We start from the raw sequence: 19,015 nt of genomic DNA on the forward strand, positions 1-19,015 counted from the left end.
AGGATATATTCAAAAAATTTACGGCCAGCCGATGGTGGTGCACCGCATCCCGATTTGGCGGGACGGCAAGGTGATCGGGGCGATCGGGATGCTTATTTTCCAAGGGGTATCGGAAGTATATGAAATTTTCCGGCGCCTGCAGGAGCTGTCGCGTGAGGCAAGCCGGAAGGAGAAGAAAGAAGCGAAACCACAGGAGACGGCCGACTCCGCCCCGAAAGGAATCGAGCGGATCATTGGCCGCAACCCGGCGATCGCAGCGGTGAAGCAGATGATCCGCCGGGCGGCGCGCGTGCCGTCGACGGTGCTGATTACCGGTGAAAGCGGGACAGGGAAAGAAGTGGTGGCGCGGGCGATCCACGAAGCGGGGCCGCATGCGGACGGACCGTTTGTCAGCGTGAATTGCGCCGCCATCCCGGAGTCGTTGTTGGAAGCGGAGCTGTTCGGCTATGAGGACGGGGCGTTCACCGGAGCGAAAAAAGGGGGCAAGCCCGGCAAGTTTCAACTCGCCCATCGGGGGACGCTGTTTTTGGATGAAATCGGCGATATGCCGCTGGCCATGCAGGCGAAAATTTTGCGCGTCTTGGAAGAGAAAAAGGTGGAAAAAGTCGGCGGGCTATACGAAACCGAGGTGGACGTGCGCATTATTGCCGCGACGAACAAGCCGCTCGAGGAGATGGTGCGGAATGGAACGTTCCGGGAAGATTTGTTTTACCGCTTGAACATCATTCGCATTCATCTCCCACCGCTGCGCGAGCGGAAAACGGATATTCCGGCGCTGCTCGCCCACCATATGGAACGGATGTGCCGGCAGTTTGGCGTCGCGTTGAAGTCGTTTACCAAAGAGGCCATGGAAGTGCTTGTCGACTATTCCTGGCCGGGAAACATCCGCGAGCTGGTCAACGTCGTCGAATGGCTGATCAGCATGGTTGAAGGAGATGTGATCGAACGCGAACACTTGCCAGCGTATTTGTCGACCGTTCAACCGGCCGTCTCCGCTTTGCCAGATCAGGGTGTGAGAATAGCGGACCTATGGAAAGAAATGGTTTACCAATCCGAGCGGGAACGAATCGCTGCGGCGCTGGTGGCGGCGGGCGGCAATAAGGCGGAAGCGGCAAGGAGGCTCGGCATTCACCGCTCGACGTTATATGAAAAACTGAAAAAATACGGATTATAGACACAACGGCGGAACAGCCGTCGTTTTTGTTGTGATGTCGGATTAGTGTCTGGTTATTGTTTGATAGATGTCTTGTTTGTGTCGGTGATGGCGCTTTTGTTTTGAATCGACTTCCTTGTTGCGGTGCGCTTTGTATGTTGGTACGAAACTTGCTTTCTAAAAGAGGTGAAACCGTTATCAAAATCAGGAGGGGACGCGATGTACGAATTGTTGGTGCCCAGCCGGGTTGTGTATGGGCGCAATACGTTCGCCGAAGTCGGCCCACAGGCAAAAGCGCTCGGAACGAAAGCGCTCATCGTCAGCGACCCGGTGATGGAGAACATCGGGGTGGTTGCCCGCTGTGAGCAATATTTGCAAGAAGCAGGGCTGCCGTTTGTGAAGTATACAGGAGTCGACAGCGAGCCGACGGATGTGCATGTGAAAGAGGCGCTTGACGTCTGCCGGAGCGAGCGGTGCGATGTCGTCATCGCCATCGGCGGCGGTAGCAGCATTGACGCCGCCAAGGCGGTCGCCGTCATGATGACAAATGAAGGGGAGATCAGCGACTATATCGGCAATCAAAAGCGGTTTGCCGAAAAACCGCTGCCGCTCATTGCCATTCCGACAACGGCCGGAACGGGTTCGGAAGTGACGAAAGTAACGGTCATTATCAATACGAAGACGGACGTCAAAATGATGATTTCCCAACCGGAGCTGCTTCCAGCCGTGGCGATCGTCGACCCGTTGCTCACGGTTTCGTGCCCGCCGTCCGTCACCGCGGCCACGGGCATCGACGCCCTCTGCCATGCGATCGAGGCGTACATTTCCCGACGCGCCCACCCGGTGACCGATGCGCTGGCGCTCTCTGCCATCGAAGCGATCGTCGGTCATTTGCGCCGGGCGTATGAAAACGGTCAAGACATCGAAGCGCGGGAAAAAATGGCGATCGCCGCCATGAAAGCGGGCATGGCGTTTTCCAACGCCTCGGTGACGCTTGTGCACGGCATGTCGCGGCCGATCGGCGCGCTTTTCCACGTGCCGCACGGCGTATCGAACGCGATGTTGCTGCCGGGGGTGCTGGAGTTTACAAAAGACAGCGCCATCGAACGATTGGCGGTGATCGCCCGAATCATCAAGCCGCCGCTCAAAGACGTTTCCGATACGGAAGCAGCTGAGGCGCTTGTTGAAGAAGTGAAACAGCTTTGCCGCGATTTGCGCATTCCGAATATGAAAACGTGGGGCATCGACAAAGCGGCGTTTGACAAAGCGGTTGATAAAATGGCGGCCGATGCGCTCGCGAGCGGCAGTCCAAGCAACAATCCGAAAGTGCCGACCCATGAGGAAATCGTCGCCTTGTACCATTATTGTTATGACTATCAGTACGACACCAAAACCGTAAGTTCGTAAATGAGTCCGACGGCTGGGATGGCGATTGCAGGACGCATGACAGCGACCAGCAGCAAACGGACAGCAAAGAACGCCGCTTTTTGGAAGCGTTCAGCCCGCCGGCCGTTTCCGCGAAAGGAAGCGCTCGTCGATCATCCATAGCTCTTGTGTGCGTTCATGAACCAATCTTTTGAAAGATCGACTAGAAAGGTGGTTTCATCCATGAGTTCCGTGACCGAAACGAAAACATTGAAAAATTTTATCGGCGGCCAATGGGTCGCGTCAACATCCGGAAAAGAAGAAATCGTGCCGAACCCGGCGACAGGAGAAGTGCTGGCGAAAGTGCCGCTCTCTTCGCGCGATGAGCTTGATGCGGCGGTGGCGGCTGCGAAAGAAGCGTTCCGCGAATGGCGCAAAGTGCCCGTTCCGCGCCGCGCCCGCATTTTGTTCCGCTACCAGCAGCTCCTTGTCGAGCATTGGGAGGAACTTGCCAGACTTGTGACGCTTGAAAACGGCAAAGTGTATGAGGATGCATACGGTGAAGTGCAGCGCGGCATTGAGTGCGTCGAATTTGCGGCGGGAATTCCGACGCTTATGATGGGCCAACAGCTGCCGGATATCGCGACCGGCATCGAATCGGGCATGTACCGTTACCCGCTTGGCGTTGTTGCCGGCATTACGCCGTTTAACTTCCCGATGATGGTGCCGTGCTGGATGTTCCCGCTTGCCATCGCTTGCGGCAACACGTTTGTGTTGAAGCCGTCCGAGCGGACGCCGATGCTCGCCAACCGTTTGGCAGAGCTGTTCACCGAAGCCGGCCTGCCGGCGGGGGTGCTCAATATCGTCCACGGAGCGCATGAAGTCGTGAACGGCATTTTAGAGCACAAAGATATTAAAGCCGTCTCGTTCGTCGGCTCACAGCCGGTCGCCGAATATGTGTACAAAACGGCCGCCGCCCACGGCAAGCGCGTACAGGCGCTGGCTGGCGCGAAAAACCATTCGATCGTCATGCCGGACGCCGACCTTGATATGGCGGTGACGAACATCATCAACGCCGCGTTCGGTTCGGCGGGCGAGCGGTGCATGGCGTGTTCGGTCGTCGTTGCTGTCGGCGATATCGCTGATGAGTTAGTGAAACGGCTCAAAGAAGCCGCCGATCGCATCCAAATCGGCAACGGGCTCGACCAAGGCGTCTTTTTAGGCCCGGTCATCCGCGAGTCGCACAAAGAACGGACGATCAAATACATCGAAATCGGCGAAAAAGAAGGGGCGCTCCTTGTCCGCGATGGCCGCCGCGACTCGGCGACGAGCGGAAAAGGGTATTTCATCGGCCCGACGATTTTCGACCATGTCAAACCGGGCATGACGATTTGGACGGACGAAATTTTTGCCCCGGTTCTGTCGGTCGTCCGCGCCCGCGATTTGGACGAAGCGATTGAGATCGCCAACCGGTCGGAATTCGCCAACGGCGCCTGCATCTACACGGACAGCGCCAAAGCGATCCGCCAGTTCCGTGAAGAAATCGACGCTGGCATGCTCGGTATCAACGTCGCCGTCCCAGCGCCGATGGCGTTTTTCCCGTTCTCAGGCTACAAAAACTCGTTCTATGGCGACCTCCACGCCAACGGCCGCGACGGCGTCGAGTTTTATACGAGAAAGAAAATGGTGACGGCGAGATATGAATAGGAAAACAATGAAGCAGCCCGCTTGGATTCGGGCTGCTTTTTTATCGCCCTGAATTGGCAGGAAAATCCTTAGGGGAATTTATCGATGTATTGCGTTCGAAGGCGATTCCTTGGATGGAATATACGGAGGAACACATCAAAGATGATTGGGACACGGTGCAACAATTGAGCAATGAAAATAGGGATCGCAATGAGTAGGGTTACGGTCAACTCTACACCGATTATAGGTCTGTCGATCGTTGGTCAATTGACTCTTTTGTCTGACCTATTTGATGAAGTATATGTTCCGGAAGCTGTCTATCAAGAAATTGTTCATCACCATGCCCCACGCCATTATGGAAAAGAAGAGCTCAAACGATTGGTCAACGAGGGGGTGTTTCGACTATACCATGTAAAAAATCGCGGCCTTGTTGAAAGTTTGTATGGAAAATTCCATGCCGGGGAGTTAGAAGTTATTATTGGAGCGAAAGAACTTGGTGCTCAAGCCGTTGTGATGGATGAGCATGCTGCTAGACCATTGTCGAAACAATTCTTTTTAACATCTTTCCGAAAGAAGTCTCCCACTTTGAAACGAAGTGAAAGTGGGAGATGAATGTCGGTTGGCGTCAGCCAACGAATAGGATAGAATATGGCTAGAACGGACACCTTCGGAACGAAGGGAAGCGTAAAGGGTTCTTGTGTGTGGCTTACCGTTCAGCGAACACACACAAGTCGCTTGAAGCCCCCATCTCTAAGCGAAGCGTAGGTGGTGGGTAGTTCACGGCCTATCGGTACAATTGGAGTTTTGATTCTAGGGAAGAAAAACAGGAAAATAGCGGAAGTCAAGCCGCTGTTAGACACTCTGCTTGACAATGGATTTTATCTCTCCCAACGTCTCTATCGAGAGGCGTTGTCGTTGGCAGAAGAAACGCCGTAACCCCGCCCGCCGCGCGGGGTTTTCTTTTTTAACCCCTGTCAACAACCCCCTTGACAAAATCGCGTTTACTTCTCATTGAAGGCCGGTTGTAAGCGTTTTAAGATAAAGATACAGTCAAGCAAAAGGAGGAGCGACGTTATGACGCATACAACCGGAAATGAAACAGGATTCCGTGTGAAGATTCAGCGGTTTGGCAGTTATTTGAGCGGCATGATTATGCCGAATATCGGCGCGTTTATCGCCTGGGGGCTGATTACCGCCCTATTTATCCCGACGGGCTGGCTGCCGAACGAGACGTTTGCGAAGCTCGTCGGTCCGATGATTACGTATTTGCTGCCGCTGTTGATTGGCTATACGGGCGGCAAAATGGTGTACGACGTCCGCGGCGGTGTCGTCGGGGCGACGGCGACGATGGGCGTGGTCGTCGGTTCGGACATCCCGATGTTTTTAGGTGCGATGATCATGGGGCCGCTTGGCGGTTATGTGATCAAAAAAGTGGATGGATTGTTCCAAGGGAAAGTCAAGCAAGGATTCGAGATGCTTGTCAACAACTTTTCGGCCGGGATCGTCGGCGGCGTGTTGACGCTCCTTGCCTTTAAAGGAGTCGGCCCGGTCATCTCGCTCATCAGCAAAACATTAGCAGCGGGAGTGGAAAAAATCATTGACTGGCATTTGTTGCCGCTGGCGAACTTGTTCATCGAGCCAGGGAAAGTGCTGTTCTTGAACAATGCGATCAACCACGGCATTTTAAGCCCGCTTGGCGTCGAGCAGGCGGCGAAAACGGGAAAATCGATCTTGTTCCTGCTCGAGACGAACCCAGGTCCAGGACTTGGCATTTTGCTCGCGTATTGGCTGTTTGGCAAGGGGATGGCGAAACAGTCGGCACCAGGGGCTGTGATTATCCACTTCTTAGGCGGGATTCATGAAATTTACTTCCCATACATTCTCATGCGTCCGGTCTTGATTTTAGCGGCGATGGCGGGCGGCGTGAGCGGGGTGTTCACGTTTACCATCCTCAACGCCGGGCTTGTGGCCGTGCCGTCGCCGGGAAGCATTTTCGCCTTGCTGGCGATGACGCCAAAAGGGAATTACTTTGGCGTGCTAGCCGGCGTGTTCGTCGCCGCTGCGGTATCGTTCCTCGTCGCGTCGGTGTTCTTGAAATCGGCGAAACAAAACGAAGAGGAAGAAGACTTGGCCAAGGCGGCAGAAAAAATGCAACAGTTAAAGGGGAAACAAAGCCAAGTGGCGGCCGCGTTGCAGCAACAAGAGGAAGTGGCAGCGGCGGTGGCGGAACAGGCCGTCCCTGCACGGGTCAAAAGAATTGTCTTTGCGTGTGACGCCGGAATGGGCTCGAGCGCGATGGGAGCATCGATTTTGCGCAACAAAGTACAAAAGGCCGGGCTCGATATCGAAGTGACGAATACAGCGATCAACCAGCTTCCGGCCGACGCCGACATCGTCGTTACCCACCAAAACTTAACCGACCGGGCGAAAGCAAAATTGCCGAACGCCTACCACGTATCGGTTGAAAACTTCTTAAACAGCCCGAAATACGATGAGTTGATTGAACAATTGAAAAAGAATGCGTAAATCGGCATGAAGCGCAGGGGAATGGCGTTCCCCCTGCGTTTTGTTTTGCGGAATCCGGCTGTTTCGGTGGGGCAGCCAGCGGGTTTCGTTTGGTGCCGAAACAGGAACTGTGAATGTGAAATTAAAATCTGTCAACAATAACAATGACGAAAACGAAACATCTATTCATTGTCAAACAAAGAAAAAAGCCCTTACAATAAGAGATGAAGAACCGATTGGCCAATTTAAACCTGTCAACAATACGATCGAAGATGGGAGGTGAACGGCGATGTACGTATCGGCAAGGGAGCGGAAGCTGCTTGAGCGTTTGTTGGCAAGCGACCGTGATTTGACCGTCGGCGAACTGGCCGAGGAGCTGAATGTCAGCGCCCGTACGGTTCACCGCGATTTGCAAGGGCTCGAATCGGTGTTGCGTCGTTACGGGCTGGAGTTGGTGAAAAAGGCAGGAGTCGGCGTTCGGCTCATCGGAAGGGAAGAAAACAAACAGGCGCTGGCCGCAGAGCTGTTTCGCCTTTCTCATCATGAATACACCCCCGAAGAGCGGCAACTCATGATTTTAATTGCGCTGTTGGAAGCGGCCGAGCCGGTGAAACTTGTCTCCTTGGCAAATGACTTGAATGTGACGGTGGCGACCGTCAGCTTTGATTTGGACAAATTGGAACAAACAATCGAGACGTATGGACTTTCGCTCATCCGCAAGCGTGGATACGGGGTGGAACTGGCCGGTTCAGAATCGGCGAAACGGCGCTTGATGAGCGATTTGTTGTTCCGCCATGTGAATGAACACGAATTTTTGGCGCTCATGAAAGAGACGATCCAAAGGCGCGCTGACGAACCGCTTGATACGATGGCGGAAAAACTGCTCGGGTTCATCGACCGGAAAAAGCTTGCCATCATTGAGCAGCAAATCGAGCAAGTGAAAGAAACGCTCCCGTTTCCGATGGCCGATAGCTCGTACATCGCCTTTGTCGTCCATTTGGCTCTAGCGATCGAGCGCATCAAGCGGGGAGAAGCGATCCACTTCGATCCGCGGGATTTGCAGACGCTTCAAGCGACGAACGAATACGAAATCGCTCGCGTGCTCGCCGAATCGTTGGAAAAAGTCTTTGGCGTTGCCATCCCCAGCGAGGAGATCGGCTATATGACGATGCACTTGATGGGAGCGAAATGGCGCAGCCGCCAAGGGACGATGATGGAGGAGGCAAGTTTGGCGGTTGGCATGAAAGCGCAGCAACTCATCCGCTTTGTCAGCCGCGAACTTGGCGTCGATTTGTCCGCCGACCGCACGCTGTATGAAGATTTGGTCGTCCACTTGAAGCCAGCCCTGTACCGCTTGGAGCACGGGATGGGGGTATCCAATCCGCTGCTTGAGCAAATTAAGCGGGACTATGCGGAGCTGTTCGCCATTGTCGCAGAAGGGGCAAAGCAACTGTTTGGCAACGTCCCGATGCCTGAGGAGGAGATCGGCTATTTAGTGCTCCATTTTGCCGCCGCGCTCATGCGGGAGAAAAAAGGCTGGCGGGTGCTCGTCATTTGTTCGAGCGGGCTTGGGACGGCGAAAATTTTAGCGACGAGGCTGAAAAAAGAGATTCCGGACATTGTTTCGCTGGAACAAGCGTCCGTGTTTGAATGGAAAGAGAAAGATGCAAGCGCGTATGACCTTGTCGTCTCGACCGTGCCGCTGGCCGATGAAGGCGGCCCATATTTCACCGTCAGCCCGATGTTGACGGAAGAGGAAGCGCGGGCGATTCGTGAATTTTTAGAGCGAAAATCGGCCGCTGAAAAGCGGATGAGGAAAGAGTCAATCGCACAGAGAAACAGGCCAGCGCTCGAGGCGATGAAGGCGGTTCGGCGCATCAGCGAGACGGTCGTCCACCTGTTGGACGGTTTTTCCCTCGAGGTGGTCAAGAGGCGCTCTGTTCATGAACTATTGACGGACGCGTGCCGCCGCCTCGAACGAAGCGGCGTCATCGTCGATGCCGATGTCGTCATCGAGGAGCTGCGGCGCCGCGAGTCGCTTGGCGGGCTTGGCGTCCCTGGCACGACGCTGGCGCTTTACCACGCTCGAAGCTTCGCTGTCCTTCGTCCATCTCTGACGATGTACCGACTTGATGCGCCGCAAACGGTGCCCGGCATGGACGGGGAGCCGATGGAGATCAACACGGTTGTGTTGCTTCTCGGCCCTGCTGATGCGGATGAAGAGATGCTTTCAGTATTAAGCCATGTGAGCACGTTGCTCGTAAAGGACGAGCAAAGCGCGGCCACGTTGGCTTATGGCGGCGAAGACGAAGTGTATTCGCTTATTAGCGGTCATTTGGAACAATTTTTCGATGATTATTGGATATCGATGAAGGAGTGAAATAGATGTTGACCCATTCGATTTTAAACAAAGAAAACATTGTGCTCAATGCACAACCAAAAACGAAAGAAGAGGCGATCCGTCTCGCCGGCGAGGTGTTGGTTAAGCAAGGATATGTCGCCCCGGCATATGTTGATGCGATGCTTGAACGGGAAGAACTGACATCAACGTATATCGGCAACAACGTCGCCATTCCGCACGGAACGGAAGCGGCAAAAGCGCTCGTGAAACAGTCCGGCATTTCGATCGTGCAAGTTCCAGGCGGCGTCGATTTTGGCGGCGGCAACATGGCCACGATCGTGATCGGCATTGCCGGTAAAGACGGCGAACATTTGGACATTCTCTCCCAACTCGCGCTTGTGTGTGCGGAAGCGGATCATGTAGAAGCAATGGCGAACGCCAAAACAGAAGAAGAAATTCTTGCGCTGCTCAATGAGGTGAACGGCTGATGCGGGCCGTCCACTTTGGCGCCGGCAACATCGGCCGCGGCTTTATCGGCAGTCTGCTGGCGGCGTCGGGATATGACGTCGTGTTCGTTGATGTCAATGGACAAATCGTCCGTTTGCTGAAAGAGCGGGGGGAGTATCGCGTCATTGTCGCCGGCGAGCAGCGAGAAGAACAATGGGTGCGCGGCGTCTCGGCGTTGAACAGCCAAACAGAGCGGGAGCAAGTCATCGCGGCGATCGCCGCCGCTGATTTGGTCACGACCGCCGTCGGCCCGCACATTTTGCCGGCCATCGCCCCGGTCATCGCCGCCGGGCTCAAGCAGCGGCTGGCCGCCCGGCAAGCTCCGCTTCATGTCATTGCGTGCGAAAATATGATCGGCGGCACGGAGACGTTGAAGCAGCACGTGTTTGCCCATCTTTCCGAAGCCGAACAACAGCTGGCGGGCGAGTCGGTCGGCTTTCTCAACTGCGCGGTTGACCGCATCGTGCCAAACCAAACGAACGATGATCCGCTGGCGGTGACGGTCGAGCCGTTTTTCGAATGGGCGATTGAAACGCGCAACGTCATCGGCGCGGTTCCGCCGATTCAAGGAGCGCATTTTGTCGCTGACTTAGGGCCGTATATTGAACGAAAGTTATTTACTGTCAACACCGGCCATGCCCTTGCCGCCTACTTAGGCTACCTCAAGCAATACGAAACCGTGCAAGACGCGATGAAAGACAGCGCCATTCGGGCGGATGTCGAACAGGCGCTCAGCGAATCCGGAGCGGTGTTGGTGAAAAAGCACGGTTGGAAGGCAGATGAGCACCGCGCGTATATCGACACGACGATCGGGCGATTCATGAACCCGGCGCTGTCCGACGACATCATCCGTGTCGCCCGCTCGCCGATCCGCAAACTTGGGCCGAACGACCGCCTCGTCGCGCCAGCCGTGCAATATTGCGCTTTATTCGGCAACGTCCCGCACGGCTTGGCTAAAGGAATCGCCGCCCTCCTGCGGTTCGATGACGACCGCGACGTGGAAGCCGCCGCCCTTCAACAAACAATCGCCCAACATGGAATCGAAGGCGCGCTTCGGCAATACGCGGGGCTTGAAAGTGGGCACCCGCTCGTGGCGGCGGTGAGGGAAGAGTACGGGAGAATGGAGAAAAACAAAAGCTGACCGCCTTTCAAATGTCGTCGACCTCCAATCGTGCAAAAATCCCGGGGGATCGACGACAATGTTTTTTTGCGTCAAAATCCTACAACCAACACGGCTCAGCAGTATTGACAGAATTTTTGAAACGTGATATTCTGAAAACAGCTCAGAGAGAAAAAGCTTGATTTGATGCGTATGGTTTGGGGTTTTTATCGTACCTATGAGGGATTGAAACATCACCACCTCCGTTTCTTCCAACATCACTGTGAAAGTTTTTATCGTACCTATGAGGGATTGAAACTCATCAAAAATCAAGTGGAGGTGGAGAAGGTGGCAAGAGTTTTTATCGTACCTATGAGGGATTGAAACGTGGGTCGCCTTACCCGCGACCCTGAACTACGGTATTTGGTTTTTATCGTACCTATGAGGGATTGAAACTGAACATTTCTCGCTTTGCGTCTTCGGCCGTCATCGTTTTTATCGTACCTATGAGGGATTGAAACCAAAAAATTAACCGATCTTATTATGATCGGCTTAAGTTTTTATCGTACCTATGAGGGATTGAAACAAAACTGTCATAAGCTCATCAAATACAACAATCAAAGTTTTTATCGTACCTATGAGGGATTGAAACACATCGAGTGTGTGGAACAGCATTAAGAGTTTTGTGTTTTTATCGTACCTATGAGGGATTGAAACAATCAATCGGGCTTTTTGTTTCTTCATCATAGAGCGTTTTTATCGTACCTATGAGGGATTGAAACCAATAAAGAACTTACCTTTCGGTTTTGGATTGCGTTGTAGTTTTTATCGTACCTATGAGGGATTGAAACTTTCTACCCTGCATAAACGTCCGCTCTCCCGATCAATCGTTTTTATCGTACCTATGAGGGATTGAAACTTTCACGCTCCCACTGAGCCAATGCGGCGACAAGGGGTTTTTATCGTACCTATGAGGGATTGAAACCGTCACCTTTGACCGAGCAATGAAGGCGCTCGCGGAAGGGTTTTTATCGTACCTATGAGGGATTGAAACGAGATGTGGCGTAAAGGACAATCCAGAGTTCATACAGTTTTTATCGTACCTATGAGGGATTGAAACAACCCATCTTTAATGAGTCGTTTGGCCAGCGCGATTTGGTTTTTATCGTACCTATGAGGGATTGAAACGTCTGAATTTCTGAATGGTGTACCGCGTCTTCAAATGTTTTTATCGTACCTATGAGGGATTGAAACTTCGGCAAGTAGCCAAAATTGTTGGTCTGGAAATTCAGGTTTTTATCGTACCTATGAGGGATTGAAACAACTGGTATCAATAAAAAGGAGGCCGCATAATTTGTCGGGTTTTTATCGTACCTATGAGGGATTGAAACAGAGGTGGTTAAATGAAATATATCATTGATCGCTTCGAGTTTTTATCGTACCTATGAGGGATTGAAACTTCTATCCGAATGTACGAGCTTTTGAAACGTTGGCAAGTTTTTATCGTACCTATGAGGGATTGAAACATAGCGACAATTTGCGCTTTGAAGCCGTTTGGTGCGGTTTTTATCGTACCTATGAGGGATTGAAACACCGGAAAAGATTTCGTACTGAAACCTGCAATACGGTTTTTATCGTACCTATGAGGGATTGAAACACGCTTGCCAGCTTGTCGGAAGTGTTTACCCAGGACGTTTTTATCGTACCTATGAGGGATTGAAACACCGGCACGGCGAAATTCCTGCCGTGCCGGCACGCTCGTTTTTATCGTACCTATGAGGGATTGAAACTTCGCCTCAGGTTGGTATTTTTCCGTTGCCTTTCTTTGTTTTTATCGTACCTATGAGGGATTGAAACTTGTTTTTCGTCATTCCGTATAGTTTGCCGTCATATTCGTTTTTATCGTACCTATGAGGGATTGAAACACAAAATGATCAATGGTCTAGGCATTAAGGTAAAAGTTTTTATCGTACCTATGAGGGATTGAAACGACGAAGCGAAAACGTGGCTACGGGTGGATTTTAGGTTTTTATCGTACCTATGAGGGATTGAAACCCCGAGAAAGCCTTTTTGTGAGTGGAGTAATAGTTACGTTTTTATCGTACCTATGAGGGATTGAAACATGTGAAGGAATCGGTCCATGAACGCTTTGTCCTGATGTTTTTATCGTACCTATGAGGGATTGAAACTACTCACTCGTACCGTTCCAATCGGACTGTTTCAGGCTTTTATCGTCCCCATCAGTGATTGAAACACTGTGTAGTACGGCACAACTTTTTCTGTCTCCCATGCAGGATTTTCACCCCCTGCTTGCGAATGGATAGAATCGAACACGTTCAAAGAGGGGTGATCGAATGGCCATTGACCATGACCGATTGTTCAAAGAGCTGATTCAAACGTTCTTCGAAGAGTTTCTTCTCCTCTTTTTCCCCGACATGCACGAACACATTGATTTCCGCCATTTGTCCTTCCTGTCCGAAGAACTGTTTACCGATGTCACCGCAGGTGAAAAATACCGCGTCGATCTATTGGTCGAGACGAAACTGAAAGGAGAAGATGGGCTGATCATCGTTCATGTGGAGAATCAAAGCTATGTGCAACCATCGTTTCCAGAGCGCATGTTTGTCTATTTCAGCCGTCTGTTTGAAAAATACCGCACCCGCATCGTTCCGATCGCTGTCTTCAGCTATGAGGCCCTTCGCGAGGAACCGTCCGTGTTCTCAATCGAGTTTCCCTTTGGCGACGTGCTGCAGTTTCGCTTTTTCCCGGTGGAGCTGCGCAAGAAACATTGGCGGGACTACATCCGGCATGACAATCCGATCGCGGCTGCCCTCCTTGGCAAAATGGGGTATACTGAAAGTGAGAAAGTCGAGTTGAAAAAAGAGTGTTTGCGCATGTTGGTGCGATTGGAGCTGGATGAAGCGAGGCAGCGGCTGCTCTTGGGCTTTTTTGAAACATATGTGAAGTTGTCGGAGGAGGAAGAGCAACAACTGCAAAGAGAGGTGAGGGCGATGGAAACGAAAGAAAAAGAGCAAGTGTTGGAGCTGATCATTTCCTATGAGCAAAAGGGAAGGAAACAGGGGATAAAACAAGGAATGAAACAGCTGATCCGCAACATGGCGTGCAAAGGAATGTCGGTGGAAGACATTGCCCGGTTGGTGGATCTTCCAGAGCAAGATGTTCGGGAATTGCTTGAAGAGTAGGGGAATCAAATACAAGTGGCGGCCATCTAACGAGGACAGTTGGCGGTGGCAAAAGAGGTAGATGAAATCACTGATTCGTAAGTGATCGATTGTAAAAAACGAATGATCGTCCTGCCACATGAAAGAGGAGGAACGAACGGCAGAAAGTATGCACTGTATCAACGTTTTATGTACCGTCGGCCTTGAAGGCTGGCGGTCTTTTTTTTGCTTTGAGACTCCAGCGTTCCCCGAGGCGTCTTGGCCATATCAGGTCATGTTGATTATACGTCCATGAACAAAATGCACAAAATTCATTTTATTTTCAAAAACTTCACGTTCACCCTGGGGCATGGTAAGGTTGAGTTTGAAAACGTTATCAAAAACAAGGGGGCAGGGAGAAATGAAGAAAACGAAATGGTGGGGATTGCTCGCTGCAGGGATGATGACACTGGCTTTGGCGGCCTGTGGGGGCAATGAATCGGCGGGGTCGAAATCATCCGGTTCGAACTCTGGCTCATCGGCCTCAAACTATCCGACGAAGCCGATTACGATTGTTGCTCCGTCTGGGGCGGGCGGCGGTTGGGATTTAACGGCCCGCGCCATTACGAAAGTGCTCGATGAGACGGGGCTCGTCAAACAAACGATGACGGTCGAAAACAAACCGGGCGGCGGCGGGGCGGTCTTTATGGCTGTGTACGCCACCCAGGATGTCAAAAACGATTACAAACTGTTTGTCAACTCTCCGCCGATTATTATCAACAACTTGAAAAAAGAAGGGAACAGCCCGTTTGGCTACAAAGACACGACGCCGCTCGCCCAGTTGACGAAAGACTTCGGAGCCATTGTTGTCAAGGCCGATTCCAAGTTTCAAACATTGACCCAATTGCTTGACGCGATTAAGCAAGATCCGAAATCGGTCACTGTGGCTGGAGGATCGGCGCCTGGTTCGATGGATCATTTAGTTGCGATTTTGCCGATCTATAAGTCGGGCATCGATCCGAAATCAGTCAAGTATGTTTCGTACGATGGCGGCGGGGAAGCAATGGCGGCGCTGCTTGGAGGCAATGCCGATGTGATTGCAACGGATGCGTTTTCGGTTGGGGAGTATTTGAAAGCCGGCAAAGTGCGGGTGTTGGCGGTTTCCGCTCCAGAACGCCTCGGCGGAGTGCTGAAAGACGTGCCGACGTTGAAAGAGCTTGGCATTGATGCAGAATTTACGATCTGGCGCGGCGTGTTCGGGCCGAAGGAAATGTCTTCGGAAGCAAAAGCGTTTTGGGAAGAGACATTGAAAAAACTGTCTGAGCATGAAAAATGGAAAGAAGAGCTGCAAAAGCAAGGCTGGGAAGCAGAGTACCGCAATTCCGAAGAGTTTACGAAATTTTTGCAAGAGCAAGAGCAGCAAGTCGGCGACCTGCTGAAGTCGCTTGGGATGCATAAATAACTCGAGGGGGAAGAGCATTCTTCCCCTTTTTCCAAAAGCGGGAGGGAAAGCGATGAACAAAACGGCTGACCGGATCGCGGCGGTGGCGTTTTTGGCTGTGGGCGCTTTGTTTATGGTGGAAAGTTTGCGCATATCGAAAAGCGCCTACGGCAGCGCTGTCGGGCCGAACGTGTTTCCGTTTTTGCTTGGACTTGTGTTGGTTTTATTAAGCATAAAACTGCTGTTTGAGACAAGAAATTATTCAGGCGCAACAGGGGAGAAACTGCCGCGGCAATATAAAAAGTTTCTTGTCATTTTCATCGCCGCCATTTTCTATGCGGCGTTGCTTGAAACGGTTGGATATGTGATCACGACGTTTCTGTTTCTTGTGATCGGCTTTCAAACGATGGAAAAAGGGGCGCTGTGGAAATCGATCGCCATTGCGGCTGGTTTTTCGTTAGGCGTATATGGCCTTTATGTGAAACTGTTGCAAGGAACATTGCCGAGCTGGCCGATTTGGTTCCAATGAAAGGAGGGGCATCATGGACACACTATCGTTTTTGTTTGACGGATTTCAGACGGCGCTTCAGCCGCATAACTTGCTGTTTGCGTTTATCGGGGTGTTGATCGGCACGGCGGTCGGCGTGCTGCCGGGGATCGGGCCGATGAGCGGAGTGGCGCTGCTCATTCCGGTGACGGCGTCGATGACATCGGGTTTGAGTCCCGAGCAGGCGGCTGCCAGTTCGATCATCTTGCTGGCAGGCGTGTATTACGGGGCGATGTACGGCGGGTCGACGACGTCAATTTTGTTAAACACGCCCGGGGAATCATCGTCTGTTGTCACGACGCTGGACGGCTACCAAATGGCGCGGCAGGGGAGAGCCGGAGCGGCGCTGGCGATTGCGGCGATCGGTTCGTTTGTGGCGGGGATTGTGTCGCTCATCGGTCTTGTATTATTAGCGGAGCCGCTGTCCAATGTCGCCTTGAAGTTCGGTCCGGCGGAGTATTTTTCGCTTATGCTGCTGGGGCTTGCTGCGGTGAGCGGCCTTGCCGGCAAATCGATGACGAAAGCGTGGATCATGACGGTGTTCGGCTTGTTGCTTTCCACGATCGGGCTCGACAACGTCTCTGGCGTCGCACGCTTCACGTACAACATTTCCTATTTGTATGGGGGGCTGGAGTTTTTAACCGTAGCGGTCGGGTTGTTTGCGTTGGGGGAAGTATTCAAGTCCATTCTCCACAACGAAATGAACAGCGGGGAAATTGCGAAAATTGGCCGCGTGTTGCCGACGAAAGCGGACTTGAAGGAAAGTGCCGGCCCGATTGCCCGCGGGTCGCTGCTCGGTTTTTTCATCGGGGTGCTGCCGGGAGCCGGAGCGACGTTGGCATCGTTTTTCTCCTATATTCTTGAAAAGAAAGTGAGCAAACATCCGGAAAAGTTCGGGCAAGGGACGATCGCCGGTGTGGCGGCGCCGGAGTCGGCGAACAACGGCGCATCCGGGGGCGCAATGATTCCGCTTTTGACGCTGGGCATTCCTGGTTCAGGGACGACAGCGATCCTCATGGGTGCACTCATTATGTACAACGTCCAGCCAGGTCCACTGTTGTTCGATGAGCATCCAGCTGTCGCCTGGGGATTGATCGCCAGCATGTTTATCGGCAACGTCATGTTGCTCATTCTCAACATGCCGCTCGTCAAAGTGTTCGCGAAAATTATCCAGACGCCGACGAAATATTTGTTGCCACTTATTATTGCCATTTCCGTGTTCGGTGTGTATGCGGTGCAAGTGACGACGTTTGATGTGTTTCTGTTGTTGGCATTTGGCTTGCTCGGCTATTGGCTTGCGGAACACGACTATCCGCTTGCCCCGCTTGTGCTGGGGCTTGTGTTGGGGCCGATGATCGAAAACAATATGCGCCGGGCGTTGACGGCATCAAACGGGGACTATCTCGTTTTCTTTGAAAAGCCGATTTCGCTCGTCTTGTTGGTCATTGCCTTTTTATGGATTGCCGTGCCGTTTGTCATGAAACTAAGAGGAAAATCGGTTGTCATCAACGAAGATATGTAATAATAGAAAGAAAGACGTTCCGCCTAACAGGCGGACTGTCTTTCTTTATTTGCTGTTTGGGGAGCGAGCCCTATGAAGCTTCAAACACGGTTAATGGTCATTATTTGTTCATTGTTGCTGCTGGTGATCGTGGTTTTAACGTTTTTGTTTCAGCATATGTTTGCGACGACGCTCAAACAACAAATTGGCATGCGAGCGCTGAATGTGGCCGAGACGGTCGCGTCGACTCCGCTCGTGCGCGAGGCGTTCCGCGACCCGAATCCGTCAGTGCGCTTGCAGCCGTTTGCTGAATATATTCGCCGAAAGACAGGGGCGGAGTACGTAGTGATTGGCAACCGTAAGGGAATCCGCTACGCTCACCCACTGCCAGATCGGATTGGAAAGCATATGGTAGGGGGCGACAACGGCGAAGTGCTGAAAGGCAAAGCGATTATTTCCGAGGCGGTCGGTTCGCTTGGTCCGGCGATCCGGGGAAAAGCGCCGGTTTTGGATGAAAACGGACATGTGATCGGCATTGTTTCGGTTGGTTTTTTGCTAGAGGATATTCGACAAACGGTGTGGTCATATAGCCTGAAGATTTTTCTCTTCTCTGTTCTTGCCCTTTTGCTCGGAGCGGTGGGGGCCGTGGCGATCGCCAAGGCGGTGAAGAAATCGATTCATGGCCTTGAACCGGAAGAAATCGGTTTGCTCTACCAAGAAAAGCAAGCGATTTTAGAGGCGATTCGCGAAGGAATTGTGGCCATCAATCAAGAGGGAACGATTACAATGGTCAACCGAACGGCACTGAAGCTGCTTGGGTATGAGAACGAACGCGATGTGCTGGGAATGCCGATCTTGCAGCTTATTCCCCACTCGAGGCTGCCTGAAGTCATTCGGACGGGGCAGGCGGAATTTGACGATGAAATGGTGTTAGGTGAAGAAACGGTCATTGCCAATCGCATTCCGATTAAAGATAAAGCGGACCGCGTGATCGGGGCGGTGTCGACGTTTCGCAATAAATCAGAACTGTATCGCCTGACAAAAGAGCTGTCACAGCTGCGAAGTTATGCCGATGCCTTGCGCGCGCAAACGCACGAATTTTCCAACAAGCTGTATTTGATCTCTGGCCTGATTCAACTGGAATCGTATGAGGAAGCGCTTGAACTGATCGCAAAAGAGACCGACTTGCAACAAAACATCGTCCGGTTTGTCATGAAAGAAATTCCAGATCCGATCATCGGCGGTCTGCTGATCGGCAAGTTCAATCGCGCCAACGAGCTGAAAATTGTGTTTGAAATTGATCGGGAAAGCAGTTTCCGTGATGTGCCGTCATGGATGGACCGGGACCATCTGGTAACCATTATTGGGAATGTCGTAGATAACGCCATGGAAGCCGTTCTCCATAACGGAAAGGAAGAGAAACGGGTGGCCGTTTTTTTGACTGACCTTGGCGATGATTTAATTATTGAGGTTGAGGATAACGGATTAGGCATTGACCCAGCTGTAGCGGAACGGATCTACGAGCGCGGCTTTTCAACGAAGGCGGCCGGAGGGCGGGGGTATGGGCTTGATCTAGTGAACCGGGCGTTGACAATGCTCGGGGGGCAAATGACGCATCGATCGGAGCAAGGAGCAGGCACGGTATTTACCATCATGATCCCAAAGCGGCCAGCCCATGTCGGGCGGCAGGACCGCCAAGGCTAGAAGGA

General features: G+C 52.3%; 15 protein-coding genes and 1 CRISPR repeat array. All 15 genes read left to right on the forward strand.

Translation table 11 applies throughout. The annotated features are described in order from the left end of the window. Nucleotides 1–1,174 (forward strand): sigma-54 interaction domain-containing protein (locus tag GZ1_RS08300; protein WP_060788304.1); only part of this gene is annotated, 1,174 nt, incomplete at its 5' end. Between the two features lie 198 nt (nt 1,175–1,372). Then, nucleotides 1,373–2,560, forward strand: a complete 1,188-nt coding sequence (locus GZ1_RS08305) for an iron-containing alcohol dehydrogenase (RefSeq protein WP_033006554.1) — start codon at nt 1,373–1,375, stop codon at nt 2,558–2,560. A 201-nt stretch (nt 2,561–2,761) separates the two neighbouring features. Then, nucleotides 2,762–4,225 (forward strand): CoA-acylating methylmalonate-semialdehyde dehydrogenase, encoded by a 1,464-nt coding sequence (locus GZ1_RS08310; protein ID WP_033006555.1) that lies wholly within the window; start codon nt 2,762–2,764, stop codon nt 4,223–4,225. 53 nt (nt 4,226–4,278) lie between these two features. Then, nucleotides 4,279–4,422, forward strand: coding sequence for a UPF0175 family protein (locus GZ1_RS19945; RefSeq protein ID WP_020756490.1), 144 nt, complete (start codon nt 4,279–4,281; stop codon nt 4,420–4,422). Beyond that, nucleotides 4,415–4,816 (forward strand): PIN domain-containing protein, encoded by a 402-nt coding sequence (locus GZ1_RS08315; protein WP_223810919.1) that lies wholly within the window; start codon nt 4,415–4,417, stop codon nt 4,814–4,816. The genes GZ1_RS19945 and GZ1_RS08315 overlap by 8 nt, the downstream gene beginning before the upstream one ends. A 156-nt stretch (nt 4,817–4,972) precedes the next feature. Continuing rightward, a complete protein-coding gene (locus GZ1_RS18205) occupies nt 4,973–5,140 on the forward strand; it encodes a DUF3368 domain-containing protein (RefSeq protein ID WP_122983775.1) in 168 nt (55 codons plus the stop codon). Nucleotides 5,141–5,278: 138 nt separating this feature from the next. Then, nucleotides 5,279–6,730 carry a PTS mannitol transporter subunit IIBC gene (locus GZ1_RS08320; RefSeq protein ID WP_060788305.1) on the forward strand — a complete coding sequence of 484 codons (1,452 nt, stop codon included), beginning with the start codon at nt 5,279–5,281 and terminating at the stop codon, nt 6,728–6,730. Between the two features lie 268 nt (nt 6,731–6,998). Beyond that, entirely contained in the window at nt 6,999–9,089 is a 2,091-nt protein-coding gene (locus tag GZ1_RS08325; RefSeq protein ID WP_060788306.1) for a BglG family transcription antiterminator, read from the forward strand. Nucleotides 9,090–9,094: 5 nt separating this feature from the next. Then, the gene (locus GZ1_RS08330) at nt 9,095–9,538 is read left to right on the forward strand and encodes a PTS mannitol transporter subunit IIA (protein ID WP_020756936.1); all 444 of its coding nucleotides are present in this window, start codon (nt 9,095–9,097) and stop codon (nt 9,536–9,538) included. Then, nucleotides 9,538–10,698: a mannitol-1-phosphate 5-dehydrogenase gene (locus tag GZ1_RS08335; protein ID WP_020756935.1), complete on the forward strand. Its 1,161-nt coding sequence runs from the start codon at nt 9,538–9,540 to the stop codon at nt 10,696–10,698. The genes GZ1_RS08330 and GZ1_RS08335 overlap by 1 nt, the downstream gene beginning before the upstream one ends. A gap of 181 nt (nt 10,699–10,879) precedes the next feature. After that, nucleotides 10,880–12,910: direct repeats of the CRISPR family, unit length 30 nt; unit sequence GTTTTTATCGTACCTATGAGGGATTGAAAC. Nucleotides 12,911–13,010: 100 nt separating this feature from the next. Further along, on the forward strand, nt 13,011–13,859 hold the full coding sequence (locus GZ1_RS08340; protein WP_060788307.1) for an Rpn family recombination-promoting nuclease/putative transposase: 849 nt from the start codon (nt 13,011–13,013) through the stop codon (nt 13,857–13,859). Nucleotides 13,860–14,238: 379 nt separating this feature from the next. Next, complete coding sequence (locus GZ1_RS08345) at nt 14,239–15,279, forward strand: Bug family tripartite tricarboxylate transporter substrate binding protein (RefSeq protein WP_060788308.1); 1,041 nt, start codon at nt 14,239–14,241, stop codon at nt 15,277–15,279. Between the two features lie 52 nt (nt 15,280–15,331). Beyond that, nucleotides 15,332–15,787 (forward strand): tripartite tricarboxylate transporter TctB family protein, encoded by a 456-nt coding sequence (locus GZ1_RS08350; RefSeq protein WP_015375035.1) that lies wholly within the window; start codon nt 15,332–15,334, stop codon nt 15,785–15,787. 13 nt (nt 15,788–15,800) lie between these two features. After that, nucleotides 15,801–17,327 (forward strand): tripartite tricarboxylate transporter permease, encoded by a 1,527-nt coding sequence (locus GZ1_RS08355; RefSeq protein WP_060788309.1) that lies wholly within the window; start codon nt 15,801–15,803, stop codon nt 17,325–17,327. A 72-nt stretch (nt 17,328–17,399) separates the two neighbouring features. Then, nucleotides 17,400–19,010: an ATP-binding protein gene (locus tag GZ1_RS08360; RefSeq protein WP_060788310.1), complete on the forward strand. Its 1,611-nt coding sequence runs from the start codon at nt 17,400–17,402 to the stop codon at nt 19,008–19,010. The last annotated feature ends 5 nt before the right edge of the window (nt 19,011–19,015 follow it).

The sequence above is a fragment of the Geobacillus zalihae NBRC 101842 genome, from assembly GCF_001544135.1.
Lineage (GTDB): Bacteria > Bacillota > Bacilli > Bacillales > Anoxybacillaceae > Geobacillus > Geobacillus zalihae.